At 67.1% G+C, this 23,908-nt stretch carries 23 protein-coding genes; 16 read left to right on the top strand and 7 right to left on the bottom strand.

What is annotated here, in order from left to right:
* The 11 genes from A5775_RS14125 to A5775_RS14075 form a co-directional block, all read left to right on the top strand.
* On the top strand, window positions 1-778 hold a 778-nt coding region (locus tag A5775_RS14125; RefSeq protein ID WP_197512573.1), incomplete at its 5' end, for an MCE family protein.
* On the top strand, window positions 775-1,815 hold the full coding sequence (locus A5775_RS14120) for a virulence factor Mce family protein (protein WP_067253152.1): 1,041 nt from the start codon (window positions 775-777) through the stop codon (window positions 1,813-1,815). The genes A5775_RS14125 and A5775_RS14120, both read left to right, overlap by 4 nt.
* Window positions 1,812-3,401, top strand: a complete 1,590-nt coding sequence (locus A5775_RS14115) for a virulence factor Mce family protein (RefSeq protein ID WP_067253149.1) — start codon at window positions 1,812-1,814, stop codon at window positions 3,399-3,401. The genes A5775_RS14120 and A5775_RS14115 overlap by 4 nt, the downstream gene beginning before the upstream one ends.
* Window positions 3,398-5,011 carry a virulence factor Mce family protein gene (locus A5775_RS14110; RefSeq protein ID WP_067253146.1) on the top strand — a complete coding sequence of 538 codons (1,614 nt, stop codon included), beginning with the start codon at window positions 3,398-3,400 and terminating at the stop codon, window positions 5,009-5,011. Before A5775_RS14115 ends, A5775_RS14110 begins: the two co-directional genes overlap by 4 nt.
* Before the next feature lie 32 nt (window positions 5,012-5,043).
* A complete protein-coding gene (locus A5775_RS14105; RefSeq protein WP_067253144.1) occupies window positions 5,044-6,207 on the top strand; it encodes a virulence factor Mce family protein in 1,164 nt (387 codons plus the stop codon).
* Window positions 6,201-7,751, top strand: a complete 1,551-nt coding sequence (locus tag A5775_RS14100; protein WP_067253142.1) for a virulence factor Mce family protein — start codon at window positions 6,201-6,203, stop codon at window positions 7,749-7,751. Before A5775_RS14105 ends, A5775_RS14100 begins: the two co-directional genes overlap by 7 nt.
* On the top strand, window positions 7,721-8,401 hold the full coding sequence (locus tag A5775_RS14095) for an Mce protein (RefSeq protein WP_067253139.1): 681 nt from the start codon (window positions 7,721-7,723) through the stop codon (window positions 8,399-8,401). The genes A5775_RS14100 and A5775_RS14095 overlap by 31 nt, the downstream gene beginning before the upstream one ends.
* The gene (locus A5775_RS14090) at window positions 8,398-9,369 is read left to right on the top strand and encodes an RDD family protein (RefSeq protein WP_067253137.1); all 972 of its coding nucleotides are present in this window, start codon (window positions 8,398-8,400) and stop codon (window positions 9,367-9,369) included. Before A5775_RS14095 ends, A5775_RS14090 begins: the two co-directional genes overlap by 4 nt.
* Window positions 9,366-9,920 carry a mammalian cell entry protein gene (locus tag A5775_RS14085; protein WP_067253135.1) on the top strand — a complete coding sequence of 185 codons (555 nt, stop codon included), beginning with the start codon at window positions 9,366-9,368 and terminating at the stop codon, window positions 9,918-9,920. The genes A5775_RS14090 and A5775_RS14085 overlap by 4 nt, the downstream gene beginning before the upstream one ends.
* On the top strand, window positions 9,887-10,621 hold the full coding sequence (locus A5775_RS14080) for a mammalian cell entry protein (RefSeq protein WP_067253134.1): 735 nt from the start codon (window positions 9,887-9,889) through the stop codon (window positions 10,619-10,621). The genes A5775_RS14085 and A5775_RS14080 overlap by 34 nt, the downstream gene beginning before the upstream one ends.
* Before the next feature lie 72 nt (window positions 10,622-10,693).
* Window positions 10,694-11,359: a YoaK family protein gene (locus A5775_RS14075; protein ID WP_082953018.1), complete on the top strand. Its 666-nt coding sequence runs from the start codon at window positions 10,694-10,696 to the stop codon at window positions 11,357-11,359.
* Here A5775_RS14075 and A5775_RS14070 read toward each other — a convergent pair.
* The 4 genes from A5775_RS14070 to A5775_RS14055 form a co-directional block, all read right to left on the bottom strand.
* Window positions 11,352-12,461: a phosphodiester glycosidase family protein gene (locus tag A5775_RS14070; protein WP_156660696.1), complete on the bottom strand. Its 1,110-nt coding sequence runs from the start codon at window positions 12,459-12,461 to the stop codon at window positions 11,352-11,354. The two genes, A5775_RS14075 and A5775_RS14070, sit on opposite strands and share 8 nt — an antisense overlap.
* Before the next feature lie 79 nt (window positions 12,462-12,540).
* Window positions 12,541-13,944, bottom strand: a complete 1,404-nt coding sequence (locus A5775_RS14065; RefSeq protein ID WP_067253130.1) for a YhgE/Pip domain-containing protein — start codon at window positions 13,942-13,944, stop codon at window positions 12,541-12,543.
* Window positions 13,945-14,001: 57 nt separating this feature from the next.
* Window positions 14,002-14,727: a pirin-like bicupin family protein gene (locus A5775_RS14060; protein WP_067253128.1), complete on the bottom strand. Its 726-nt coding sequence runs from the start codon at window positions 14,725-14,727 to the stop codon at window positions 14,002-14,004.
* 25 nt (window positions 14,728-14,752) lie between these two features.
* Window positions 14,753-15,631 carry a MarR family transcriptional regulator gene (locus A5775_RS14055; RefSeq protein ID WP_067253126.1) on the bottom strand — a complete coding sequence of 293 codons (879 nt, stop codon included), beginning with the start codon at window positions 15,629-15,631 and terminating at the stop codon, window positions 14,753-14,755.
* A gap of 74 nt (window positions 15,632-15,705) precedes the next feature.
* On the opposite strand from A5775_RS14055, the gene A5775_RS14050 reads away from it, so the two are divergent.
* A complete protein-coding gene (locus A5775_RS14050) occupies window positions 15,706-16,839 on the top strand; it encodes a dihydrodipicolinate reductase (RefSeq protein ID WP_082953017.1) in 1,134 nt (377 codons plus the stop codon).
* Window positions 16,840-16,892: 53 nt separating this feature from the next.
* Here A5775_RS14050 and A5775_RS14045 read toward each other — a convergent pair whose 3' ends face one another.
* Window positions 16,893-18,305 (bottom strand): alpha/beta hydrolase domain-containing protein, encoded by a 1,413-nt coding sequence (locus A5775_RS14045; RefSeq protein ID WP_067253121.1) that lies wholly within the window; start codon window positions 18,303-18,305, stop codon window positions 16,893-16,895.
* Between the two features lie 11 nt (window positions 18,306-18,316).
* Window positions 18,317-19,342 (bottom strand): sigma-70 family RNA polymerase sigma factor, encoded by a 1,026-nt coding sequence (locus A5775_RS14040; protein WP_067253119.1) that lies wholly within the window; start codon window positions 19,340-19,342, stop codon window positions 18,317-18,319.
* Between the two features lie 74 nt (window positions 19,343-19,416).
* Here A5775_RS14040 and A5775_RS14035 point away from each other — a divergent pair, with 74 nt between their 5' ends.
* The 4 genes from A5775_RS14035 to A5775_RS14020 are packed head-to-tail and all read left to right on the top strand — an operon-like array spanning window position 19,417 to window position 23,658.
* Window positions 19,417-20,250, top strand: a complete 834-nt coding sequence (locus tag A5775_RS14035) for an alpha/beta hydrolase (RefSeq protein ID WP_067253117.1) — start codon at window positions 19,417-19,419, stop codon at window positions 20,248-20,250.
* Between the two features lie 35 nt (window positions 20,251-20,285).
* Window positions 20,286-21,035 carry a DUF2786 domain-containing protein gene (locus A5775_RS14030; RefSeq protein WP_067253116.1) on the top strand — a complete coding sequence of 250 codons (750 nt, stop codon included), beginning with the start codon at window positions 20,286-20,288 and terminating at the stop codon, window positions 21,033-21,035.
* Window positions 21,032-21,544, top strand: coding sequence for a TIGR04338 family metallohydrolase (locus A5775_RS14025; protein ID WP_067253115.1), 513 nt, complete (start codon window positions 21,032-21,034; stop codon window positions 21,542-21,544). The genes A5775_RS14030 and A5775_RS14025 overlap by 4 nt, the downstream gene beginning before the upstream one ends.
* Window positions 21,541-23,658: a beta-glucosidase gene (locus A5775_RS14020; protein ID WP_197512567.1), complete on the top strand. Its 2,118-nt coding sequence runs from the start codon at window positions 21,541-21,543 to the stop codon at window positions 23,656-23,658. The genes A5775_RS14025 and A5775_RS14020 overlap by 4 nt, the downstream gene beginning before the upstream one ends.
* A gap of 42 nt (window positions 23,659-23,700) precedes the next feature.
* On the opposite strand, the gene A5775_RS24920 is transcribed toward A5775_RS14020, so the two are convergent.
* Complete coding sequence (locus A5775_RS24920; protein WP_082953016.1) at window positions 23,701-23,847, bottom strand: metallothionein; 147 nt, start codon at window positions 23,845-23,847, stop codon at window positions 23,701-23,703.
* Window positions 23,848-23,908 lie beyond the last annotated feature (61 nt).

The following is a 23,908-nucleotide window of genomic DNA, read 5'->3' as shown; positions in this document are numbered from 1 at the left end:
GTCGTTGGCGGGGTTGGGGGACAAGTTCGGGCAGTCGGTGGTGAATGCGAATGCGGTTCTTGATGAGGTGAATCCGCGGATGCCGCAGGCGCGTAAGGATATTCAGCGGTTGGCGGCGTTGGGGGATACGTATGCGAACGCGTCGCCGGACCTGTTTGATTTTTTGAATAATGCGGTGGTGACGTCGCGCACGATCAATGCGCAGCAAAAGGATCTGGATCAGGCGTTGTTGTCGGCGGCGGGGTTCGGTAACACCGGGGCGGATGTGTTCAACAAGGCCGGGCCGTACCTGGCGCGGGGTGCGGCCGACCTGGTGCCCTCGGCGCAGCTGCTCGACACCTACAGCCCCTCACTGTTCTGTGCGGTCCGCAACTACCACGACATCGAACCCAAGGCCGCCACGTTCCTCGGCGGCAACGGCTACTCGCTCATCACCAACACCGAGGTGCTATCCGGGCTGGGGCTGGTAGCCAACCCCCTGTCCCTGGTCGCGGTCTCCGCGCTCACGCTGGGGCTCGGCGCCACGGCCGGTCTGGTCGGTGGGGCGCCCAACCCTTACATCTGGCCGGAGAACCTGCCGCGGGTGAACGCTCGCGGTGGACCCGGAGGAGCACCGGGTTGCTGGCAGCCGATCACCCACGATCTGTGGCCCGCCCCCGAGTTGGTGATGGACACCGCCAACAGCCTTGCGCCGTACAACCACCTGGAAACCGGTTCGCCCTATGCAATCGAGTACGTCTGGGGCCGTCAGGTAGGGGATAACACGATCAACCCATGAAAATCACCGGAACCATTGTCAGACTCAGCATCTTCTCGGTGGTGCTGCTGATCTTCACTGTGATGATCTTTGTGGTGTTCGGTCAGATGCGTTTTGACCGCACCAACAAGTATTCGGCGGAGTTCACCAACGTCAGCGGCCTGCGCGCCGGTCAGTTCGTCCGTGCCTCCGGCGTCGAGGTCGGCAAGGTCGGTTCGGTGAAGCTGGTCGACGGCGGCAAGCGTGCGCGGGTGGAATTCGACGTTGATCGCTCCATCCCGCTGTACGCGTCGACGACCGCCCAGATCCGCTACCTGGACCTGATCGGTAACCGCTACTTGGAGCTCAAACGAGGCCAGGGCGAAGGCGCGGACAAGGTGTTGCCGGCCGGTGGTTTCATCCCCCTGTCGCGAACGCAGCCGGCACTGGACCTCGACGCTCTGATCGGCGGGTTCAAACCACTGTTCAGGGCGTTGGACCCGCAGAAGGTCAACACCATTGCGACCACGCTCGTCACCGTGTTCCAGGGCCAGGGCGGCACCATCAACGACATCCTCGACCAGACCGCGCAGCTGACCAGCCAGCTCGGTGAGCGCGACCAGGCGATCGGCGACGTCATCAAGAACCTGAACATCGTGTTGGACACCACGGTTCGGCACCGGCAGCAATTCGACCAGACCGTCGACAAGCTCGAGGTGCTGATCACCGGGCTCAAGGACCACGGCGACCAGCTGGCGGGCGGGACCGCACACATCAGCAACGCCGCCGGCACGGTGGCCGACCTGCTGTCCGAGGACCGCGCGCTGCTGCACAAGACGATCAACTACCTCGACGCCGTCCAGCAGCCGCTCATCGACCAGCAGGACCAACTGCAGGACTACCTCAAGAAGGTGCCGACCGCGCTGAACATGATCGGACGCTCCATCGGCATCTACGGGGACTTCGTGAACTTCTACGCCTGCGACATCACCCTCAAGATCAACGGTCTGCAGGCCGGCGGGCCGGTCCGTACGGTTCGGCTGTTCCAGCAGCCGACGGGTAGGTGCACGCCGCAATGAGAACACTTGAACCCGCCAACCGGGTCCGCATCGGGCTGATGGGCATCGTCGTGACGGCGCTCGTGATCGGCGTCGGCCAAAGCTTCACCAGCGTGCCGATGCTGTTCGCCAAGCCGAGCTACTACGGCCAGTTCACCGACTCCGGCGGCATCAACGCCGGCGACAAAGTGCGCATCGCCGGCCTGGACGTCGGCAAGGTGGAGGGCCTCGAGATCGATGGCGACCACATCCGGATGAAGTTCTCCGTCGGCACTAACACCATCGGCACCGAAAGCCGCCTCGCGATCAAGACCGACACCATCCTGGGTAAGAAGGTCCTCGACGTCGAGACCCGCGGTAACCAGGCGCTGCGGCCCGGGGCAACGTTGCCGCTGGGCCAAAGCACCACGCCGTATCAGATTTACGACGCATTCTTCGACGTCACCAAGGCCGCCCAGGGCTGGGACATCGACACCGTCAAGCAGTCACTGCACGTGCTCTCGGAGACCATCGACCAGACCTACCCGCACCTGAGCCCGGCGCTCGACGGCGTAGCCAAGTTCTCCGACACCATCGGCAAGCGCGACGAGCAGGTCAAGCATCTGCTTGCCCAGGCCAACCAGGTGGCCGGCGTCCTGGGTGACCGCAGCGACCAGGTGGATCGGCTGCTGGTCAACGCAAAGACGCTGCTGGCCGCGTTCAACGAACGCGGGCAGGCCATCAACGCGCTGCTGGCGAACGTCGCGGCCTTCTCGGAGCAGGTGAAAGGGCTGATCAACGACAACCCGAACCTGAACCATGTGCTGGAACAGCTGCGCACGGTCAGCGACATCCTGGTTCAGCGCAAGGACGACCTCGCCAATGGGTTCATCGAAGTCGGCAAGTTCCTTCCGTCGTTGAACGAGGCCATCGGGTCGGGACCGTTCTTCAAGGTGATCCTGTCGAACCTGGCCCTCTACCAGATTTCCCAGCCATGGGTCGACGCGGCCTTCAAGAAGCGCGGCATCGATCCCGAGAACTTCTGGCGCGGTGCCGGCCTGCCCGAATACCGGTTCCCGGACCCCAACGGCACCCGGTTCCCCAACGGCGCGCCACCGCCGGCGCCACCGGTGCTCGAGGGCACGCCCGATCACCCGGGCCCGGCCGTCCCGCCGGGATCGCCGTGTTCGTACACGCCGGGGAACCCCGGTGGCAACGTCACCGTCGGCGACGAGGGTCTGCCGCGGCCGTGGAATCCGCTGCCCTGTGCGGGTGCTGGTGCGGGCCCGTTCGGTGGGCCGGGCTTCCCGGCGCCGATCGACGTGATGACCTCGCCGCCGAACCCCAACGGCCTGCCGCCCACGCCGGGCATCAATATCGCGGGCCGGCCGGGCGACCCGCCGCCGGACGTGCCGGGAACGCCGGTGCCGTTGCCGACGCAGGCACCCCCGGGTGCGCGTACTGAGAACCTGGCGCCGGCCGGACCGGTGCCACCGCCGTCGACGTTCGCGCCGGGACTGCCGCCGGGACCGCCGGCGCCGGCCGGGCCGGGCAACCAGTTGCCGGCACCGTTCATCAACCCCGGTGGAGCGGGAGGCAGCGGTGTCACGGGAGGTAGCCAGAATTGAGCACCATCTTTGACGTCCGCAACATTCGGCTCCCGAAGATGTCCCGGGCGGCGGTGATCATCGGGTCGCTGGTGATCGTGTTGGCCCTCGTCGTCGGCTACGTCGGCTGGAGGCTCTACGAGAAGCTGACCAACAACACCGTGGTGGCCTACTTCCCGGCAACGAATGCGCTCTACAAGGGGGACAAGGTCCAGATCATGGGCCTGCGGGTGGGCGCGATCGACAAGATCGAGCCGACCGGCGACAAGATGAAGGTCACCTTCCACTACGAGAACAAGTACCGGGTGCCGGCCAACGCGTCGGCGGTGATCCTCAACCCCACCCTGGTGGCCTCGCGCGCCATCCAGCTGGAGCCGCCGTATAAGGGCGGCCCGGCGTTGGCCGACAACGCGGTGATCCCCGAAGAGCGCACCCAGGTGCCGGTCGAATGGGATCAGCTGCGCAACAGCATCACCAACATCATCTCGAAGCTGGGTCCCACGCCCCAGCAGCCGAAGGGTCCGTTCGGCGAGGTCATCGAGTCGTTCGCCGACGGGCTGGCCGGCAAGGGCAAACAGATCAACGCGACGTTCACGAATCTGTCGAAGGCGCTGACCGCGTTGAACGAGGGTCGCGGCGATTTCTTTGCGGTGGTGCGCAGCTTGGCGCTGTTCGTCAACGCCCTGCACCAAGACGACCAGCAGTTCGTCGCGCTCAACCAGAACCTGGCGGATTTCACCACCCGGCTCGCCCACGACGACACCGCCCTCGCCAGCGCGGTGCAGCAGTTCGACAGCCTGCTCACGACCGTGCGCCCGTGGCTGGACCAGAACCGCGAGGTGCTGACTCACGACATCAACAACCTGGCGACCGTGACGAACACGCTGCTGCAACCGGAGCCGCTGAACGGGCTGGAGACCGCGCTGCACGTTCTCCCGACGGCCGCGTCGAATATCAACCAGATTTATCACCCGGCCCAGGGGGCCGTCGTCGGCCTGCCGGCGATCCAGAACTTCGCCAACCCGATGCAGTTCATCTGTAGCGCGATTCAGGCCGGCAGCCGGCTGGGCTATCAGGACTCCGCCGAATTGTGCGCGCAGTACCTGGCGCCGGTCCTCGACGCGATCAAGTTCAACTATCCGCCGTTCGGCCTGAACCCGTTCAGCACCGCGGCGACGCTGCCCAAGGAGGTGGCCTATTCCGAGCCGCGGCTGCAGCCGCCCAATGGCTACAAGGACACCACCGTCCCGGGCATCTGGGTGCCGGACACCCCGACGTCGCACCGCAACACCCAGCCGGGCTGGATCGTCGCCCCGGGCATGCAGGGCCAGCAGGTCGGGCCCATCACCGCGGGCCTGATGACCCCCGAGTCGCTGGAAGAGCTCATGGGTGGGCCCAACATCGAACCCGTCCAATCGAACCTGCAGACACCGCCGGGGCCGCCGAATGCCTATGACGAAAACCCGATCGTGCCGCCCATGGGGCTGAACGCCCCGGTACCGATCCAGCCGCCACCGCCGGGGCCGGGCGTGATCCCGGGTCCGGTCGCGCCGACACCGGCGCAGGTGTCCGCACCCGCGCCGAACGCCGGTGGCCCGGCGTCTGCCGCTGACTTCGGAGGTGGCCAGTGATGAGCGCGACGAGCAAGCTGAACCGTCGGCCAATGAGGGACGCATTTCGTTTGATCCGCCGCGGGGCGTGGCAGGCCCTGGTGCTGCTGGTGGCCGCGATGGTGCTGAGTTCGTGCGGCTGGAAAGGCATCTCCAACGTCGCGATTCCGGGCGGCCCGGGCAGCGGCGAGGGGGCCATGACCGTCTATGTGCAGGTCCCCGACACCCTTGCGATCAACGGCAATTCCAAGGTGATGGTGGCCGACGTGTTCGTCGGCTCGATCAAGGCCATCCAGCTGAAGAACTGGGTTGCCACCCTGACGCTGGGCTTGGACAAGCACACCAAGCTGCCCAAGAACGCCACCGCCAAGATCGGCCAGACCTCGCTGCTGGGTTCTCAGCACGTCGAGCTTGCCTCGCCGCCGAATCCGTCGCGTGAGCTGCTCAAGGATGGCGACACCATTCCGCTGAAGAATTCGTCGTCGTATCCCACGACCGAGCAGACGCTGGCCAGCCTGTCGCTGATCCTGCGCGGCGGCGGCATCCCCAACCTGGAGGTGCTGCAGAACGAGATCTACAACATCTTCAACGGGCGCGGAGACCAGATCCGTTCGCTACTCGGCAAGCTGGACACCTTCACCACCCAGCTCAACGCGCAGCGCGACGACATCACCCACGCTATTGACTCCACCAACCGGCTGCTGACCTATGTGGGTGGCCGGGCCGACGTCCTGGACCGGGTGCTCACCGACGTCCCGCCGCTGATCAAGCATTTCGCTGACACCAAAGACCTGCTGATCAACGCCGTCGATTCGGTGGGGCGGCTCAGCCAGGCCACCGACCAGTACCTGTCGGAGGCACGCGGGCCGTTGCACCAGGATCTGCAATTGCTGCAATGCCCCCTCAAGGAGCTCGGTCGCGCCTCGCCGTATTTGATCGGCGCGCTCAAGTTGATCCTCACTCAGCCGTTCGATATCGACACCGTGCCCAAGCTGTTCCGCGGTGACTTCATCAACGTTTCGCTGACGCTGGACCTGACCTACAGCGCGGTCGACAACGCGTTCCTGACCGGGACCGGATTGTCGGGAGCCCTGCGGGCGCTCGAGCAGTCGTTCGGGCGGGACCCGGAGACGATGATCCCCGACGTGCGCTACACGCCCAACCCGAATGACGCGCCGGGCGGACCGCTGGTGGAAAGGGGGGACAGGAATTGCTGACTCCCTTCATCCGACGCCAGCTGATCGCCTTCGGGATCCTGACCGTCATCTCGCTGCTCGTGCTCGGTATCTACTACCTGCAGATCCCGAGCCTGATGGGCATCGGCCAGTACACCTTGAAGGCTGAACTGCCCGCCTCGGGCGGGCTGTATCCCACCGCGAATGTCACCTATCGCGGCATCACCATCGGCAAGGTCACCGACGTCGAGCCGACCGAGCACGGCGTCGAGGCCACCATGAGCATCGACAGCCATTACAAGATCCCGATCGACGCGACGGCCAACGTGCACTCGGTCTCGGCGGTCGGTGAGCAGTACCTGGACCTGGTTTCGAGTGGGAATCCCGGAAAGTACCTGTCGTCCGGGCACACCATCACCAAGGGCACGGTGCCCGCCGAGATCGGGCCGGCCCTGGACACGGCGAACCGCGGTCTGTCGGTGCTGCCCAAGGAGAAGCTCGGCACGCTGCTCGACGAGACGGCGCAATCCGTCGGCGGGTTGGGTCCCGCCCTGCAGCGTTTGGTCGACGCCACCCAGGCGATCGTCGGTGACTTCAAGACCCAGATCACCGACGTCAACGACATCATCGAGAATTCCGGCCCGGTGCTGGACAGCCAGGTCAAATCGGGCGACAACATCGAGCGCTGGGCGCGCAACCTGAACACGTTGGCCGCTCAGTCCGCCCAGCAGGACCAGCACGTGAAAAGCGTGCTGCGCCAAGCGGCGCCGACGGCCGATCAGATCAACGACGTCTTCAGCGACGTCCGGGAATCGCTGCCGCAGACGCTGGCCAATCTCGAGGTCGTCATCGACCTGCTCAAGCGCTACCACACCGGCGTCGAGCAGGTCTTGGTCTTCCTTCCGCAGGGCGCGTCGATCGCCCAGACGGTGGCTGCGCCGTTCCCGAACATGGCCGCGCTTGACCTGGCGCTCTCGATCAACCAGCCGCCGCCGTGCCTGACCGGCTTCATGCCCGCCTCGGAGTGGCGGTCGCCGGCGGACACCAGCATCCAGCCGCTGCCGACGGGCACCTACTGCAAGATCCCGATGGAAACCCCGGCCAACGTTGTGCGTGGGTCGCGCAACATCCCTTGTGTCGATGTCCCAGGCAAACGGGCGGCCACCCCGCGGGAGTGCCGCGACCCCAAGCCGTACGTTCCGGCGGGGACCAACCCTTGGTATGGCGACCCCAACCAGATCCTGACCTGCCCCGCGCCGGGAGCGCGGTGCGATCAGTCAGTGCGCCCCGGCATGGTGATCCCCGCGCCGTCGGTCAACAACGGCGTGAACCCGGCACCCGCCGACCGGGTGGCCGGGACACCGCCCGCGGTCAGCGATCCGCTGTCGCGGCCGGGGTCGGGTACCGTGCAGTGCAACGGCCAGCAGCCCAACCCGTGTGTCTACACCCCCAGCGGGCCTCCCACGGCGGTCTACAGTCCCCAAAGCGGTGAACTGGTAGGGCCAGACGGAGTGAAATACTCCGTCGAGAACTCGACCAGAACAGGAGACGACGGATGGAAGGAGATGCTGGCGCCAGCCGGCTGAACCCCATCGACACGAACGACGATTCGTTGAACCCCGAAGAGAACGGCAAGGATTCGACGGCCCCCGACAGCGGAGCCGAAAATACCAGTCCGCAGGGTGCTTCCGAGGATCTGGGGGAATCCGGCGAGCCCGGAGTGACCGCCCCGCGTGGTCCGTCCCGGGTGGGACGCGGGTGGCTGGCCACCATCGCCGCGGTGCTGGTGCTGTGTGCCGGTGGGATCGGGGCGGGGGGCTACCTGGCGCTGCGCTACCACCACGACAGCCAGGTGATCGCCCGCAACAACGCCACGGCGCTCAAGGCGGCGCTGGACTGTGTCACGGCGACCCAGGCGCCGGACACCAACGCGATGACCGCGAGTGAGCAGAAGATCATCGACTGCGGCACGGACGCTTTCCGCGCGCAGGCCCTGGTGTACACCGGCATGCTCATCCAGGCGTATCAGGCCGCGAACATCCACGTTCAGGTGTCGGATGTGCGGGCGGCGGTCGAGCGCAACAACCCCGACGGTTCGATCGATGTCCTCGTCGCGCTTCGCGTCAAGGTGGCCAACGATCAGACGCAGAACGAAGCCGGCTACCGCCTACGGGTGAGAATGGCCCTCGCGGAGGGTCAGTACAGGATCTCCAAACTCGACCAGGTGACGAAGTGACGGTGGTGGTCGAGCAGACCGCGCCCACCGATGTCCAGGAGCCACCGCGGGATGACCTGGCGCCCTGGCATTCTCGCGTCGGCGCTTTCGTTATCGACGTGCTACCGGGGGTGGCGGTGGTGACGACGCTGGCGCTGGTGTCGGTCGCCGTGCCGATGCGTGGGGCGTGGTGGTGGGTGTGCATCTGCGTCGGGGGGCTTGCCGTCCTGGCGATGCTGGTCAACCGGCTTTTGCTGCCGCCGATCCTCGGGTGGAGCCTGGGCCGCGCGGTGGTCGGCATCGCGGTGACGCGTCGCGGCGGTGAGGCTCCGGGGCCGTGGACGCTGCTGCTGCGCGACGTCGCCCACCTGCTCGATACCGCATCGGTGGTGGGATGGCTATGGCCGCTATGGGATTCGCGTCACCGCACGTTCGCCGACATGACCGCGCGCACCGAGGTGCGCCGCCGGCAACCGGACAAGTCGCCATGTGAGGTCCGGCGCTGGGCCGGGGCCGCCGTGCTGGGCGCGACGGTGCTCTGCCTAGGTGGTGCCGCCATCAGCTACGGGGCGGTGTACGCCCCGCAGCGGGCCACCGATCAAACCATTGCGGCGCTGAGGATCCAGGGACCGAAAATCGTGGCCCAGATGCTGACGTATGACCCCAAGTCGCTGCACGACGACTTCACCCGGGCCTTGTCCTTGGCGACCGACAAATACCGAGCCCAGCTGGCGGCCCAGCAGGACCTGGTGCAGAAGGGGAACCCGGTCATCAACGAATACTGGGTCATCAACAGTTCGATCGAGTCGGCGGCGCCGAGCCGGGCGAGGATGCTGATGTTCATGCAGGGCCGGCGCGGCGCGGCACCCGAGGTGCGCTACATCAGCGCGACCGTGCGGGTGAGCTTCGCCAAGGACGGCGGGAACACTTGGCGCGTCGACGATCTCACCGTGCTGTCCAAGCCGAAACCACCCGGGAACGGCAAATGAGCCCGCGCCGCAGATTCGCGCCCGGTGAGCGGCCATTGCTCGTCGAGCGACCCGTCGTGACGCAGCGAGCATGGGTGGTGCCGCTGGCCAGCACCGTCGCGGCGGTGCTGATGGTGGCCGCGATCACTGTGTGCGCGCTGGTGTGGGTCTCGCATGAATCCCGGGCGCGGGCCGCATCCAGGGACCGCGAGGTGCTGGGCTACGTGACCGGTTTCATGACCCAGTTCACCTCCATCGACCCCTATCACGCCAACGACTACGTGAACCGCATATTGGCCCAGGCGACCGGCGAGTTCGCCAAGCAGTACGAGAAGAACGCCAACCAGATCCTGCTCCAGGTCGCCCGTGCCGAACCGGCCACGGGGAACGTCCTGGGCGCCGGTCTGGAGCGATGGAACGACGATGGCAGCGCCAATGTCATGGTGGCCACGGCCACCACCACGAAATCACAGGACGAGAAACAGGTATTGGAAAACGCCAATCGTTGGGCGGCAACCGCGACGCAGGAAGGGAACCAGTGGAAGATCAGCAACCTGCAGCAAGTGATCTGACCGCCGAGCAGACCCCGGCGTCCCCCGAGGACGAGGCGACTGCTGACGAGGCGACCGCTGACGAGGCGACTGTTGAGGCACAGGGCGACGCCGATGCCGAGGCCACCGAGACCACCGAGGCCACCGAGGACGCCGACCAGCAGGCGACGGACGCGCCGCCGGCCACCGGTGCGCGCAAACGGCGGCTGGCGGGCAATGCGTGGGCCATCGTCGCCCTGGTCGCCACCCTGCTCTTCGTCGGCTCGGCCGGATTCGCCGGCGCGATGGTGCAGCCGTACCTGGCCGACCGGGCGGCCGCGGAAACGAAACTCAACGTCGCGCGGACCGCGGCCAACGCGATCACGACCTTGTGGACGTACACCCCGGAGAACATGGACACCCTCGCCGACCGTGCATCCGCCTATCTCAGCGGCGATTTCGCGGCGCAGTACCGCAAATTCGTCGACGCCATCGTGGCGCCGAACAAGCAGGCGAAGATCACCAACAGCACCGAGGTCACCGGCGCGGCGGTCGAGTCGCTCGACGACACCAACGCCGTGGTCATCGTCTACACCAACACGTCGTCCACCAGTCCGCTGACCAAAAACGTGCCGTCGCTGAAGTACCTGTCCTACCGGCTGTTCATGAAGCGGTCGAAGAGCAGATGGCTGGTGACCAGAATGACGACGATCACCTCGCTGGATCTGACACCGAAAACGTAACGCTGCAGCGGGCCGCGCCGAAAGAGACTGCACCCCATGGCGGTTACCTCACCGGTATCACAGCGATGGACCGTGACGGCGCTGCTGTTGCTGACGTTCGCGACGGGATTGGCCGACTCGATCAGTATCCTGGTGCTCGGCCATGTGTTCGTCGCCAACATGACCGGCAACGTGATCTTCCTCGGTTTCTGGCTGGCCCCGAGAACCAGCATCGACCTGACCGCCGTCGCGGTGGCGCTGCCGACGTTCGTCTGCGCGACGGTGCTCAGCGGCCGGTTGTTGCGGCATTTCGGTGAGCGGACGCGGACGTGGATCACCACGGTGCTGGCCACCGAGATCGTCTTGCTGGTTGCGCTATCGATCCTGGCGGGCGCGGGAGTGCTGCCCTACCAACGGAATTCCACACTCATCATGATCGGCATCCTCGCAGTGACGTTCGGGTTGCAGCACTCGAGCGCGCGGCAGTTCGGCATTCAGGAACTGTCGACTACCGTGCTGACATCGACGATCGTCAGCCTCGGCGTGGACAGCCGCCTGGCCGGCGGCACGGGCGAGCGCCAACGGCTGCGCATCGGCGTCGTCGTCACCATGTGCGCCGGCGCTTTGTTCGGCGCGACGATGTCGAGGTACCTGGTCGCCCCGGTGTTCGTGGTGGCCGCGGCGGTGATCGCGGCGAGCCTGGCGATCTTCAGGTTCGGTCCCGCCGCGACGAAAACCGCGGCGACGGCGACTAATTGAACGCCAGCCAGCTCGGCAGCGCCCGTTCGTGCGAGTCGCAGAGTACCTGGCGGGTGTCGCACGATCCCTTGGGCGAGCCCGCCCCGGCCCACATGCCGCCGGTGTCACGGCGCAGCACGATCGCCGACGAACCACCGCCGTCGAGCAGCACGGCGTTGTCGCTGCCCAGCCCGCGGAACAGGTCCTGCATGTTGTCCGGGGTGTAGTTGCCGCCCTCGAAGATGTACATCTCGTCCTTTTGCCGCGCGTAGGCCAACGCCGTTCGCGCCGCGCTGGGTCCGCCGTCGTGCAGTTGTCCGGTGTTGCCGGGCGCGAGCAGCCCGATGCCCGACACCGCCACGAACCTCTCGTTCTTGTTGAGTAGGTCCTGGACCACCGGAGTGGCGGCGTCGTAGTCCTTTTTCGTCCTGGGCCACACCACATACGGCGCGCCGCCCGACGGCAGGATCATCGTCGTCAGGGCGCTCCAGCTCTCGCCGCCGCCGGACAGACCTTGCTTGCCGGGATAGGCGAGGGTGCCGGTGACCGCCTGGTTGGCGCGGCCGCGGCCATTGGTGTTGTCCACGAAGGCACCCAGCGGTGAACTGCAGCCGGTCTGGCGCCACGAGCCACCCTTTTGCCCGCGCACGTCGAAGAAGTTGGCGTTGATCGCGATCGTCGGCTGGCCCATGCGTTGCCAGGCCTGCAGCGGCGCGTAGAGCTCCGAGGCCTGCCACAGCCCCTCGCCGGTGCGGGCGCCGGGATTGTTTTCGCAGCGGGCCTGGTCTCCCTGGTGCGTATCGACCAGCAGGTGCGGCGAGAGTCGTCCGGCCGCGTTCTTGATGATCATCAGATGGCCGCCGTTGTTCATCTCATACCAGCTGCCGCCGGCGTTGAGCATCGGCGCGGGGTGACCGGGGCCGAAGTTGTAGACCAGGTATGAGCCGCGGGTGCTGCCGATGGCGTTGGCGAGCAGATCGCGTCCGTCAGCGGCCCGTGCGAGGGGCTGCCCCGAGGTGACGGCCAGCGTGAAGCAGGCGACGAGGGCGGTGCAGCACGCCGCCAGCCGGCGGAAGCTGGCGCGTCGGGTCAGCACGATAGCCCTTTCGGCCAGGATCTGGATGCAACTCACACATCATCAGCCTCAGAAGTCACACTGTCAACAAAGATCACGAACCGATGACGCTTGGGCTACGCGCGAATTACGTTTGCTCGCTTGAACTTTCAGGCTCGGTGACGGCTGCCTTCGGCGCAGTGGTGGCCGGCTCCGCCTGCTTGCCGCGGCGGGCTTTGTGCTGCGCCTGATGCTCCTGAGCGATCGCCAACTCGACCGCACCCTGAATTCGGTGAAAGCCCTTGCGGTCGTAGAGGTGTGTGACGATACCGCCGAGCAGCAGCCCGATGACGAGGCCCACCGACGTCATGATCAGCGCCTGGGTCAGCCCCGCATCCCCACGGCCGCCGAAGTACAGCAGCGATCGTGCGCCGAGGAAAACCTGGTGCATCGGCTCGAACGCGGCCAGCCAGCGGAAGAAGGACGGCGTCGCCTCCAGCGGCACCGTGGCCCCGGCCGACGGCAAGCCGAAAATCACAAAGATGAGCATGCTGACCAGCATCCCCGCCGTACCCAGCACCGAGATCAGGGAACTGGACGTGATGCCCACCGCCGCGATCGCGAACACACCGAACGCCCACAGTTGCCAGCTCAGATCGATGGGCATGCCGAGCCCGTCGGCGATCCACAGGTACACCGCCGAGGTGAGCAGCGCGAGCAGCACCATCATGGCCCACTTGAGCAGCAGCGTCTGGAATCTCGAGATCCTGACCTGTTCGGCGAACCGATACACCGGTCCGAATTCGGCCGGCACGTAGCCGAGTAGCGCGTCGACCAGCGTGCTGACCACGATGCTGCCGGTGAACCCGGCCAGCAGCAGCAGGAGCGCGTAATAGAAGGCGGACAAGCCATTTCCGGTGCCGTTGGGCAAAGGGTTGTAGACGACCGTCTGGATTTCGATGGGGGCGGCCAGACCCACCTGGGCCGCGCCGACCAAGGGCGCGCCGCCGGTCTGCGCGGCCACCTCCGCCATAACCCGTTGCCCCGCTATGCCGTTGGCCATGCCCATGGCCATGCTGAGGGTCTGGCCGGCGATGCCGGCGCCGAGTGTGCCGGCGCGCGGGTTGGTGGAGACGGTGATCGTCGGCCGTTCGGCGCGGGCGGGCACCACCGCGCTGGTCGCGAAGTCCCGCAGCTTGGACGAGAAGCTGGGCGGTATCACCACCGAGCCGTACACCTCGCCGGTATCCAGTTGGTGTTTGGCCTCGCTACGCGAGAGCACCCGCACGTCGAACTTGTTCTTGTCCAACCCATTGACCAGTCGGTCGGTGATTTGCGCGCCCCCGGGGCCGGCGTCCTCGTTGACCACCGCGATGGGGAAATGGCGCAGGTTGGTGCTCGGGTTCAAGATGCCGCCGAGGTAGAGCGCGCACAGCGCCGACATCAGCCCCAACGTGATGACCAGGGGCGCCGCCCAGAACCGCACGGTGCGGATCGCCTTGATGTTTCGGTTGGGGTTGGGCGCCGCGTGCTGCGGGTGCGAGTGAGGCATGCCGACTCCTGTCTGTCGTGCCCACTCTATGGGCTGTGTCGCCGGCCCTCTATGGCCTCAGTCACCCAGCTTCGCGTGCATTTCCCAGATCAGCAGTTCCGACGGCTCGGCCGCCGCGACGCGCCGTCCGTCGGCGTCGGCGAATCGCACGGCGTCGCCCTGGTTCAATTCCCCGATCCCTTCGACGCTGACCCGGCCGCGGGCCAGGAAAAGATGCAGGTAGGGCGCCCGTGGAAGGCTTATGGCCGCCCCGGCCCGCAAGCGTGCGCCGTGCAGCGCCGCGTTGCGGTTGTGCAGGGTGATCGCCGCCTCGTGGGCGGGCACGCCTGAGGCGATGGTCACAAGCGCGTCGTCCAGCAGCGTCTGGTCGATCTCGTGCTGTTGATAGCTCGGGTCGATGCCGGGCTCGTCGGGCAGCACCCACATCTGCACGAAATGAACCGGCTCGCTGGGGGAGTCGTTGCGCTCGGAGTGCAGGATCCCGCTGCCGGCCGACATGCGTTGCGCCAGCCCGGGATAGATGACCCCATGATTGCCCGCGGAGTCATGATGAGATAGTGCGCCCCGCAGCACCCAGGTCACAATTTCCATATCCCGATGTGGGTGCGTGTCGAATCCCGTTCCCGGGGAGACGATGTCATCGTTGTTGACCAGTAGCAGCCCATGATGGGTGTTGTCCGGGTCGTAATGGTCGCCGAAGGAGAACGAGTGCCGGGAGGTCAGCCAGGGTGTGGTGGTGACGGCCCGTTCGGCCGCTCGCCTGATCTCCGTGGTGGCAGACATGATGCCAGCGTAATCCTCGGCCGACTCAGGCGACGGCGGCGGTGAGCAACCCTTGGGCGTGACGGAGCGCGGCGTCTAGTTCGGGCAGGGTCAACTCGGTGGCGTGGCCAAGGTGGATTTCGACCTGGTACTCCGGCTGGCCATCCTGACCGAAAATCGGCAATACGACGAATTCCACCGTGGCCAAGTCTGTTTCGAGGACATCGGTAACCGACTGCAGGGTCATCATCGTCATCAGCGTGGTGAGTTGGCGGGTGACGCGTTCGGTCGGCTCGAGCGAGGCCAGCACCTCGGTCAGCCGATGGTGTAGCGACCGGTGGGTGTCGTCGAAGCGCCAGGCGCCATAGCCGCGTGCGCGGATATCGGCCAGTACCCGTTGATGCTCCTCGATTTCGACGCGAGTGAGCCGGGGTATGACGCGATGCAACCAGGCCTGGACGAAATTTTCGTCACGCCAGGCCATGGCGACCAGACCGAATGGCGGGTCGATCGGGAAGCGCTGGCCCACAGCGTGTTCGCCGTCGGTGCCGTGGCCGAACGTGTCGACCGTGGTCAGGTGACGGGCGCCGATCTTCGACATGGAACAGCCCGCGCCTAGCGTGGCGTGCAGAAAACGAAGCGCGTCGCGCCCGCGGTCCAGCAGCGGGAACTGCTCCCGCAGCCCGTGCACCAGTCCGAACAGTCCGCTGCCCAGGACGTAGCGGCGATCCCCGCGCCGCGCCACCCAGGCGCGCCGTTCCAACTCGGCCAGCACCAGGGCACACGTCGAGGTGCTGATCGCGCAGGTCTTCGCCAGTTCGGCCGACGACAGTCCGCTCGGCGAATTCGCCAGGGCGGCAAGGATATCCATGACACGCCCGGTGGGTGGTGATTTGGTGGCCGATTCGCGCCGTTTCTCCGCCATTGACGTATCCACCGTCACCTCCCTACCATCCGTCCAAAATACAAGGATACGCATCCTAATATTAGGAGACAATCGTGGTGAAGGTGGGAGTGTGGGGGCCGGGCTCCATGGGCGTGGTCGCCCTGCGCGGGGTGATCGACCATCCGGAGCTGCAGCTGGTCGACGTAGTGGTGCACAGCGATGCCAAGGCCGGCCGCGACGCCGGGGAGTTGTGCGGCATCGCGCCGGTGGGCGTGGTGGCGACCCAGAACCCGGCGGCCATGCTCGCCGGCGACGCCGACGCAGTGGTGTATGCCGCGGGCGCCAACTTGCGGCCGCTGGAGGCCGTCGAGGACATGGTGTCGATCCTGCGTGCCGGAAAGAACGTGGTGTCGTGTTCGGTGGTGCCGCTGGTGTTCCCCGACGCTGTCGACTCCGCGTTCACCGAGCCGCTGCGCCAGGCCGCCCTCGACGGCGGGGCGTCGTTCTTCACCACCGGCATCGACTCCGGATTCGCCAATGACGTTCTGCCGCTGGTGCTTACCGGTGTATCGCGGGTGATCGAATCGGTGCGGATGACCGAGATGTTCAATTACGCGACATATCCAGACCGCTCCGCCGTCTACGACATACTCGGGTTCGGCCAACCGCCGGAGCATCCGGCGTTCGCGGCCACGCCCGGGGTGTTCACGTTCGGCTGGGGGCCGGTGTTGCACCAGCTCGCCGCCGGGCTCGGGGTCACGATCGACAATATCGAGGAGGCCAACGAGCGCATCCCCGCCGGCGAATCGTTCGACACACCGACCGGCCACATCGCGGGCGGAACTATCGCGGCCATGCGCTCGACGCTGACCGGTTACGTCGGCGGGAAACCGACGTTCGTCCTCGACCACGTGACGCGCATGCGCGACGACATCGCCCCGGACTGGCCCCAGCCGCGGATCTGCATCCCGCCGAAGGACCTCGGTTACGGCATGGCGTCCGGCCGTGGGCTGTACCGCGTGGAGATCGAGGGCTCCCCCAGCATGCGGTGTGAATTCGAGATGGCCGAAGACCACGATCACGATCTCGGGGCGCGCATCGCCGGCGCCTCGCGGATGGTCAACGCCATCCCCGCGGTGTGCGCGGCCCCGCCCGGTCTGCTGTCGGCGCTGGATCTACCGCTGGTCACCGGGGCAGGCCTGGTCCGCCCGGTGCCGGGGCCGTCGCCGGATAGCCGGCTGTTCTAGCCCGGCGACGGCGAGCGCCGAAACGGCGCGAGTGAGGAGCCGGGCAATCGGACCTAAGTCCGCTCACCGGGATACGTCGCGGCGGCGAGCTGCAGAATCTCGGCGCGGTCGGCCGGCAGGATGAACCCGGAATCGATCGCCGCGTCGAGCGCGGCGGTGAAGCGTTCCAGATATTCCGTGCTCCCCCCGGGATAGAGCCGGCGCAGCGTGGCGGCGTCGAAAAGCTCACCGGAGCCGAAAATCATGGACATGATGCTCTCTTGGCCGCCCAGCCCCGAGGTCCGGGCGACGGGCACGTCCACCCACGGGGTTCGGACACCGCCGCGGGCGAGGCCGTTGAGATCCAGAACCGGTTGCGGCCCTTCGGATCCGCGGACTTCCAGGGGATCCGCACTCGCCGGCGGCTCGCCGGTGGCGACCCAGGTGTTCAACGCGGCGAGCGCGGTCTGCACCACGTAGTGATGTTGCGGGCCGAAGTTGATGCAGTGCGCCAACTGCTGGCCCATCAACATGTTGGTCGGCGTGTAGGCCGCCGCGATGTCCTCGAGCGGCGCCGAGCCGCTGTCGATGAACGCGACCTGAATCGTGTAGTTGTCAGCGTGCGCGGCGCCGGCGATCTCCCAGACCCGCAGATATTGGTGGTCGGGCTGCCGGGCGAAGTAGTAGCCCTCTCGGGCTCCGCCGAGGACGTCGGTCTCGGTGATGACGGTCAGCAGCGGGACACGCAGTTCCGGCCGGAAGGTGACCCCTTGCGGTGCATCGGATTCCGCGAAGATCGAGCTCCCGTCAAGCGGGGCGGCCGGGCCGAAACGGGAGTGGACGAGGAACCCGTCATAGCAGCGGGCCAATGGATCGACGGCGTTGATGTAGGTCGTGAGGAACATCGCCGATTGCGATTCGCCCAGCGCGATGACGCGCTGCACGGAAAGGTCCCGAACGAGGTCTTGATGTTCGCCGCTTTTGAGCAGGGCGCCGATCTGCGAGAAGATGTCGTAGGAGAAGGCGTCGCCCGGGTGGCGCAGAGCCGCATACCGTTGCGGATCCTGGCTTTTCAGCGACATGTCCACGGCGAGCAGGCTGTCACCGCCCTCGACCCCCACCCGCTGCGCGGAGACCGCGACGTAAGCGTAACCGGCGCGGATGATTTCGCGGTGCGCCATCATCCACACCGCGGGAGCATCGATGCCACCACTCACGTTGAGCCATTCGACCAGCACGGTTCCGTTGAAACAGGCCGGGTCGCTGGGCGTCAACACCACCACCCGGGTGGTGAAATCGGCGGTGCCGGAGGGTGTCACGTCCCATCGGCCGTCGGAGGGCAGCCCGGACGTCGGGGTGTAGGACGAGGCCGTGGAGGAGACGAAGAACTCCTCGACGCGGTAGCCCACGTCGGCCAGGTCGTAGGCGCTCAGCAGCAGCAGCGGTTTGCCGGGCGCGGCCGCGACCTGGGTGGCGGAATTCGTCATGCGCAACCTTCCTACCGGCTATCGGCGGGCAGCGAAGCGGGCAGCCCGAATTTCGGGAACAGGGTGTCGTCGAGGAACGCCACCACGTGTGACACCTTCTCGCCGTGCACATCCAGCACATGCAGCTGGAAAGGAACATGCACTTGTGGCGTCGCAGGTCCGGCGCGCATGTACAAGGCCGCGGCGAGTTGGCCGTTGGCGACCAATGGCAGCAGGCGCATGTCTCCGCTTCCCTCGGCCGGGCACTGCTGGTGGATCAGGGTGACGATGTCCGCCACGCCCCGATACCAGCCGGTGTATGGCGGCATCTCCCAGATCGCCTCCGCGGTGAACAACTCGACCAAGCGGTCGATGTCGTAGGTTTCGAACGCGGCGATGTAGCGGGCCAGCAGGTCATGAGCCTCCGGGGAATCCGGCGGAGTCAGCCGATCTTCGGCGCTGGGCCCGGCGGCGTCCAGTTGGGACCGGGCCCGCTGCAGCAGGCTGTTGACGGCGGTCGTGGTGGTGCCGACCGCCTCGGCCACCTCGGCGGAGCGCCACCCCAGCACGTCGCGCAGCAGCAGCACCGCCCGCTGCCGTGGCGGAAGGTATTGCAGCGCAGCCACAAACGCCAACCGCACCGACTCACGCGACCCCACGACGACCGACGGGTCGGCCGGGTGATCGGTCAGCTCCGGCAGCGGCTCCAGCCAGGGCACTTCGCGGCGCTCCACCAGCTCGGCGGCCGGGTCCGCGCTGGGACCGCCCAAACCCACCGGCAACGGCCTGCGCGCTCGCCCCTGCAGCGCGCTCAGGCAGGTGTTGGTGGCGATGCGGTGCAGCCAGGTCCGCATCGAGGACTTGCCTTCAAAACGCGCATACGCCTTCCAGGCCCGCAGCAACGTTTCCTGCACCAGATCCTCCGCGTCGTGCAATGACCCGGTCATCCGGTAGCAGTGCGCGAGCAGCTCGCGACGATAAGGTTCGGCCTGCGCCGAGAAATCCTCGCCGACCACCGGGTCACCTTCAGGGTTCTGCGCGAGAAGGCTCATCCGCATGAGCCTACGCAGTGTCGGCAAACACGGCCCCCAACACAGCCATTACGCTGCCACCTGATGACTAGGACCTCCGAGTGAACCGCAGCGAATGCAGTTTCGACGGATACGGCGGTGTGCGCATCGTCTACGACGTCTGGACCCCCGTGACGGCGCCGCGGGCGGTCCTGGTCCTGTCGCACGGCCTCGGCGAGTATGCGCGTCGCTACGACCACGTCGCCCGGCGCTTCGGCGAGGCGGGCCTGGTCACCTACGCGCTGGATCACCGCGGACACGGCCGCTCCGGCGGCAAACGTGTGGTGGTGCGCGGCATCCACGAGTACACCAGCGACTTCGACACCCTGGTCGGGATCGCCACCCGGGAACACCACGGCCTCAAGTGCATCGTGCTGGGCCACAGCATGGGCGGGGGGATCGTCTTCGCCTACGGCGTCGAACGCCCGGACAACTACGACCTGATGGTGCTGTCGGGGCCCGCGGTGGCGGCCCAGGACCAGGTGTCGCCGCTGCTGGCGCTGGCCGCCAAGGTCCTCGGCGCCGTCGCGCCCGGGCTGCCCGCGCAAGAACTCGACGTCGACGCCATCTCCCGGGATCCCGCGGTGGTGGCGGCCTATAAGGAGGATCCGCTGGTCTACCACGGCAAGGTTCCGGCCGGCATCGGCCGCGCGTTGCTGCAGGTCGGCGAGACCATGCCGCAGCGCGCACCGGCCCTGACCGCGCCGCTGCTGGTGGTGCACGGCTCCGAGGACCGGTTGATTCCCGTCGCCGGCAGCCACCGCCTCGTCGAATGCGTGGGGTCCACCGACGTCGAGTTGAAGGTGTATCCCGGCCTGTATCACGAGGTCTTCAACGAGCCCGAGCGCGAGCAGGTGCTCGACGGCGTCGTCTTCTGGATCACCGCTCGGCTGTGAGCCAGCGTGTCGGACCGCTCCCGTAGTTTGGCGCCATGACTGACGACAAAATGCTGGCGCGCATCGCCGCGCTGCTGCGTCAGGCCGAAGGCACCGACAACTCCCACGAGGCCGACGCGTTCATGTCCGCCGCGCAGCGGCTCGCGACGGCCGCGTCCATCGACCTCGCGGTGGCGCGCTCCCATTCGGCCCAGCGTTCGGCCGCGCAGGCCCCCACCCAGCGCACCATCACCATCGGCGCGGCGGGTGCCAAGGGGCTACGGACGTATGTCCAGCTCTTCGTGCTGATCGCCGCGGCCAACGACGTGCGTTGCGACGTGGCGTCGAATTCGACGTTCGTCTACGCCTACGGGTTCGCCGAGGACATCGACGCCAGCCACGCCCTGTACGCCAGCCTGGTGGTGCAAATGGTGCGCGCCTCGGACGCCTACCTCGCCTCGGGTGCGCATCGTCCCACGCCCACGATCACCGCCCGGCTCAACTTCCAGCTGGCCTTCGGGGTGCGCGTCGGTCAGCGGCTGGCCGAGGCCCGCGACGAGGCTCGCCACGATGCCACCAAGGACCGGCGACGTGCGCCAGGAACCGCTATCGCCTTGCGGAACAAGGAGGTTGAACTGGTGGACTACTATCGCGGTGCGTCGAAGGCGCGCGGCACCTGGCAGGCCAGTCGCGCCTCGGCCGGGTATTCCTCGGCGGCGCGCCGCGCCGGCGACCGGGCCGGGAAGCGAGCGCGGCTCGGCGACAGCCCCGAACTCCCCGGGGCGCGGAGCGCGCTGAGCGGGTGACTCCCGGGAACGCCCCCCAGCGGGATTCTCAACGCTCCAGGGTTTATGCCGCCGAGGAGTTCGTTCGGACGCTGTTCGACCGCGCCGCCCAGCACGGCACACCCGCCGTCGACTTCTTCGGCACGCAGTTGACGCTGCCGCCCGAAGGCCGATTCGGCTCGGTGGCCTCAGCCCAGCGCTACGTGGACGACGTGCTGGCGCTGCCGGCGGTGCGGCGCCGATGGCCGGGTGTGGCGCCGTTGCAGGTCCGGGCGCGGCGCGCCGCCACCGCCGCACACTACGAAAACCGCGACGGCACAGGCGTTATCGCAGTCCCCGACCGTGACACCGCCGACTGGGCGCTGCGCGAGCTGGTGATGCTGCACGAAGTGGCGCATCATTTGTGCCAGGCCGAGCCGCCGCACGGCCCCGAGTTCGTCGCGACGATCTGTGAGTTGACGGAGCTGGTGATGGGACCCGAACTGGGGCATGTGTTGCGCGTCGTCTACGCCAAAGAGGGTGTGCGGTGAGCGATCCCGACAACCGGGCGCGCGAGATCGAAGCCCAGATGACCGACGACGAGCGGCTCTCGCTGCTGGTCTCGGTGATGGGGGCCGGTGACATGTGGCCGGTGCGCGACGAGCGCATCCCGACGGACACACCGATGAGCGCGGGATACGTGCCCGGGGTACCCCGCCTCGGGGTGCCGCCCCTGCTGATGAGCGATGCCAGCCTCGGCGTCACCAACCCGGGCTACCGTCCGGGCGACACGGCCACCGCGCTGCCCGCCGGGCTGGCGCTGGCCGCCACCTTCGATCCGACGCTGGCCCGGGCCGCAGGCGAAGTGATCGGCCGGGAGGCGCGCAGCCGTGGATTCAACGTGCAGCTCGCCGGGGCGATGAACCTCGCGCGCGACCCGCGCAACGGCCGCAATTTCGAATACCTTTCCGAGGACCCCCTTTTGACCGCGACGATGGTCGCGGAGTCGATCGACGGCATCCAGCGACAGGGCGTCATCTCGACGGTCAAGCACTACTCGCTGAACTGCAACGAAACCAACCGGCACTTCCTGGACGGGGTCATCGATCCCGACGCGCACCGCGAATCCGACTTACTGGCCTTCGAGATTGCGATCGAACGCGCGCATCCCGGCGCCGTGATGACCGCATACAACAAGGTCAACGGCGTCTACGCCGCGGCAAACGACGTGCTCATCAACGAGGTGCTCAAGGGCGCCTGGGCGTATCGCGGTTGGGTCATGTCGGATTGGGGTGCCACCGGAAGCTGGGAGTACGCGCTGGGCGGTCTCGATCAAGAGTGCGGCGCCCAGATCGACGGGCTGCTGTGGCAGGCCGAGACCTTCGGGGCGCCGCTGCGCGACGCGTACGCCGCCGGCAGGCTGCCCAGGGAGCGCCTGTCGGACATGGTGCACCGGATCCTGCGATCCATGTTCGCCGTCGGCATCGACCGCGCCGATGCGGTGCCGGCACCGGATCTGGCCGCGCACAACGAGACTGCGTTGCGCATAGCGCGGCAGGGGACCGTACTGCTGGCCAACCGGGGACTACTTCCGCTGGCGCCCGAGTCGAGCGGGCGCATCGCCGTGATCGGCGGGTACGCGCACGTGGGCGTGCCTGCTGGTTATGGTTCCAGCACCGTCGTACCCCCGGGTGGCTACGCGGGCGTCGTCCCGATCGGCGGCGCAGGGCTGGAGGCCGGGCTGCGCAATCTGTACCTGGTGCCGTCGGTTCCGCTGCAGGAGTTGCGAAAACAGCTGCCGCAGGCCCAGATCGAGTTCGATCCGGGCATCAGTCCGGCCGAGGCGGCGCTGGCGGCGCAGCACGCTGACATCGCGATCGTGTTCGCGGTGCGCGCGGAAGGCGAGGGTTACGACCTCGTCGACCTGTCGCTGCCGTGGGGCCAGGACGAGGTGATCACCGCCGTGGCGGCCGCCAACCCCAATACCGTGGTGGTGCTCGAGACCGGCAATCCGGCGAGCATGCCCTGGCGCGATACGGTGAATGCCGTTGTGCAAGCGTGGTATCCGGGCCAAGCCGGCGCCCAGGCCATCGCCGAGATTCTCACCGGGCGGGTGAATCCCTCGGGACGGCTTCCCCTTACCTTTCCGGTCGACCTGGCCCAGACGCCTCGCCCGCGGCTGCCCGGCGTCGGCGAGCCGTGGGGGACAGCGACCACGATCGATTACTTCGAGGGTGCCGATGTCGGCTACCGCTGGTATGCCAGACACGGCCACGTCCCGATGTTCACCTTCGGTCATGGCTTGTCCTACACCAGGTTTGACTACCATGACCTAGTGCTCACCGGCGGGGAGACCATCACCGCCAGTTTCGGCGTCGTCAACACCGGCGATCGCGCCGGGGCCGACGTGCCGCAGCTGTATGTGACGGCAGTGCCCGGCGGACCGTGCCTGCGGCTGCTGGGATTCGAGCGGGTCGAGCTCGAACCGGGCGCCACCTGCCGGGTATCCATCGAGGCCGATCCGCGCCTGCTCGCCCGCTACGACGGCAGCGTCGGGAGCTGGCGGATCGAGCCGGGCGGTTATACGGCGGCGGTGGGTATTTCGGCGTCGGCCCTGCAGTTGGCGGCCACGGTCGAGCTGACCGGCCGTACGTTCGGGCGATGACTCAGCCGGGCTGACGCCCGAACGCACGACCGGCGCGACGCGTTACGTGACGGGGGTCAGCGCGTCGCCGCACGTGCAGCGGTATGGCTCACCCGCACCCGAGCAGTGGCAAGGGGCCTCGATGCGGACGCGGCAGCCGCAGCCTTCGTGACCGCATGTCAGTAGGGTCCCGGCTTCGTAAGTTGCCATGTGACTCACCCTTTTCTCTGGTGTAACTGGTGCGGCGCGGTTCGGCCGCACCCTCACTATA

The organism is Mycobacterium sp. 852002-10029_SCH5224772 (assembly GCF_001667315.1).
Classification (GTDB): Bacteria; Actinomycetota; Actinomycetes; order Mycobacteriales; family Mycobacteriaceae; genus Mycobacterium.
Note: the sequence above shows the minus strand (reverse complement) of the source record. Positions and strands in the feature narration are given on the sequence as shown.

What these genes read in the sequence shown, in the direction of transcription:
- A5775_RS14060 (WP_067253128.1), bottom strand. Translation starts at nt 14,727, where the DNA reads ATGTCTGCCACCACGGAGATCAGGCGAGCGGCCGAACGGGCCGTCACC.
- A5775_RS14065 (WP_067253130.1), bottom strand. Translation starts at nt 13,944, where the DNA reads ATGCCTCACTCGCACCCGCAGCACGCGGCGCCCAACCCCAACCGAAAC.
- A5775_RS14085 (WP_067253135.1), top strand. Translation starts at nt 9,366, where the DNA reads ATGAGCCCGCGCCGCAGATTCGCGCCCGGTGAGCGGCCATTGCTCGTC.
- A5775_RS14045 (WP_067253121.1), bottom strand. Translation starts at nt 18,305, where the DNA reads ATGACGAATTCCGCCACCCAGGTCGCGGCCGCGCCCGGCAAACCGCTG.
- A5775_RS14120 (WP_067253152.1), top strand. Translation starts at nt 775, where the DNA reads ATGAAAATCACCGGAACCATTGTCAGACTCAGCATCTTCTCGGTGGTG.
- A5775_RS14055 (WP_067253126.1), bottom strand. Translation starts at nt 15,631, where the DNA reads ATGGCGGAGAAACGGCGCGAATCGGCCACCAAATCACCACCCACCGGG.
- A5775_RS14095 (WP_067253139.1), top strand. Translation starts at nt 7,721, where the DNA reads ATGGAAGGAGATGCTGGCGCCAGCCGGCTGAACCCCATCGACACGAAC.
- A5775_RS14105 (WP_067253144.1), top strand. Translation starts at nt 5,044, where the DNA reads ATGAGGGACGCATTTCGTTTGATCCGCCGCGGGGCGTGGCAGGCCCTG.
- A5775_RS14115 (WP_067253149.1), top strand. Translation starts at nt 1,812, where the DNA reads ATGAGAACACTTGAACCCGCCAACCGGGTCCGCATCGGGCTGATGGGC.
- A5775_RS14030 (WP_067253116.1), top strand. Translation starts at nt 20,286, where the DNA reads ATGACTGACGACAAAATGCTGGCGCGCATCGCCGCGCTGCTGCGTCAG.
- A5775_RS14040 (WP_067253119.1), bottom strand. Translation starts at nt 19,342, where the DNA reads ATGCGGATGAGCCTTCTCGCGCAGAACCCTGAAGGTGACCCGGTGGTC.
- A5775_RS24920 (WP_082953016.1), bottom strand. Translation starts at nt 23,847, where the DNA reads ATGGCAACTTACGAAGCCGGGACCCTACTGACATGCGGTCACGAAGGC.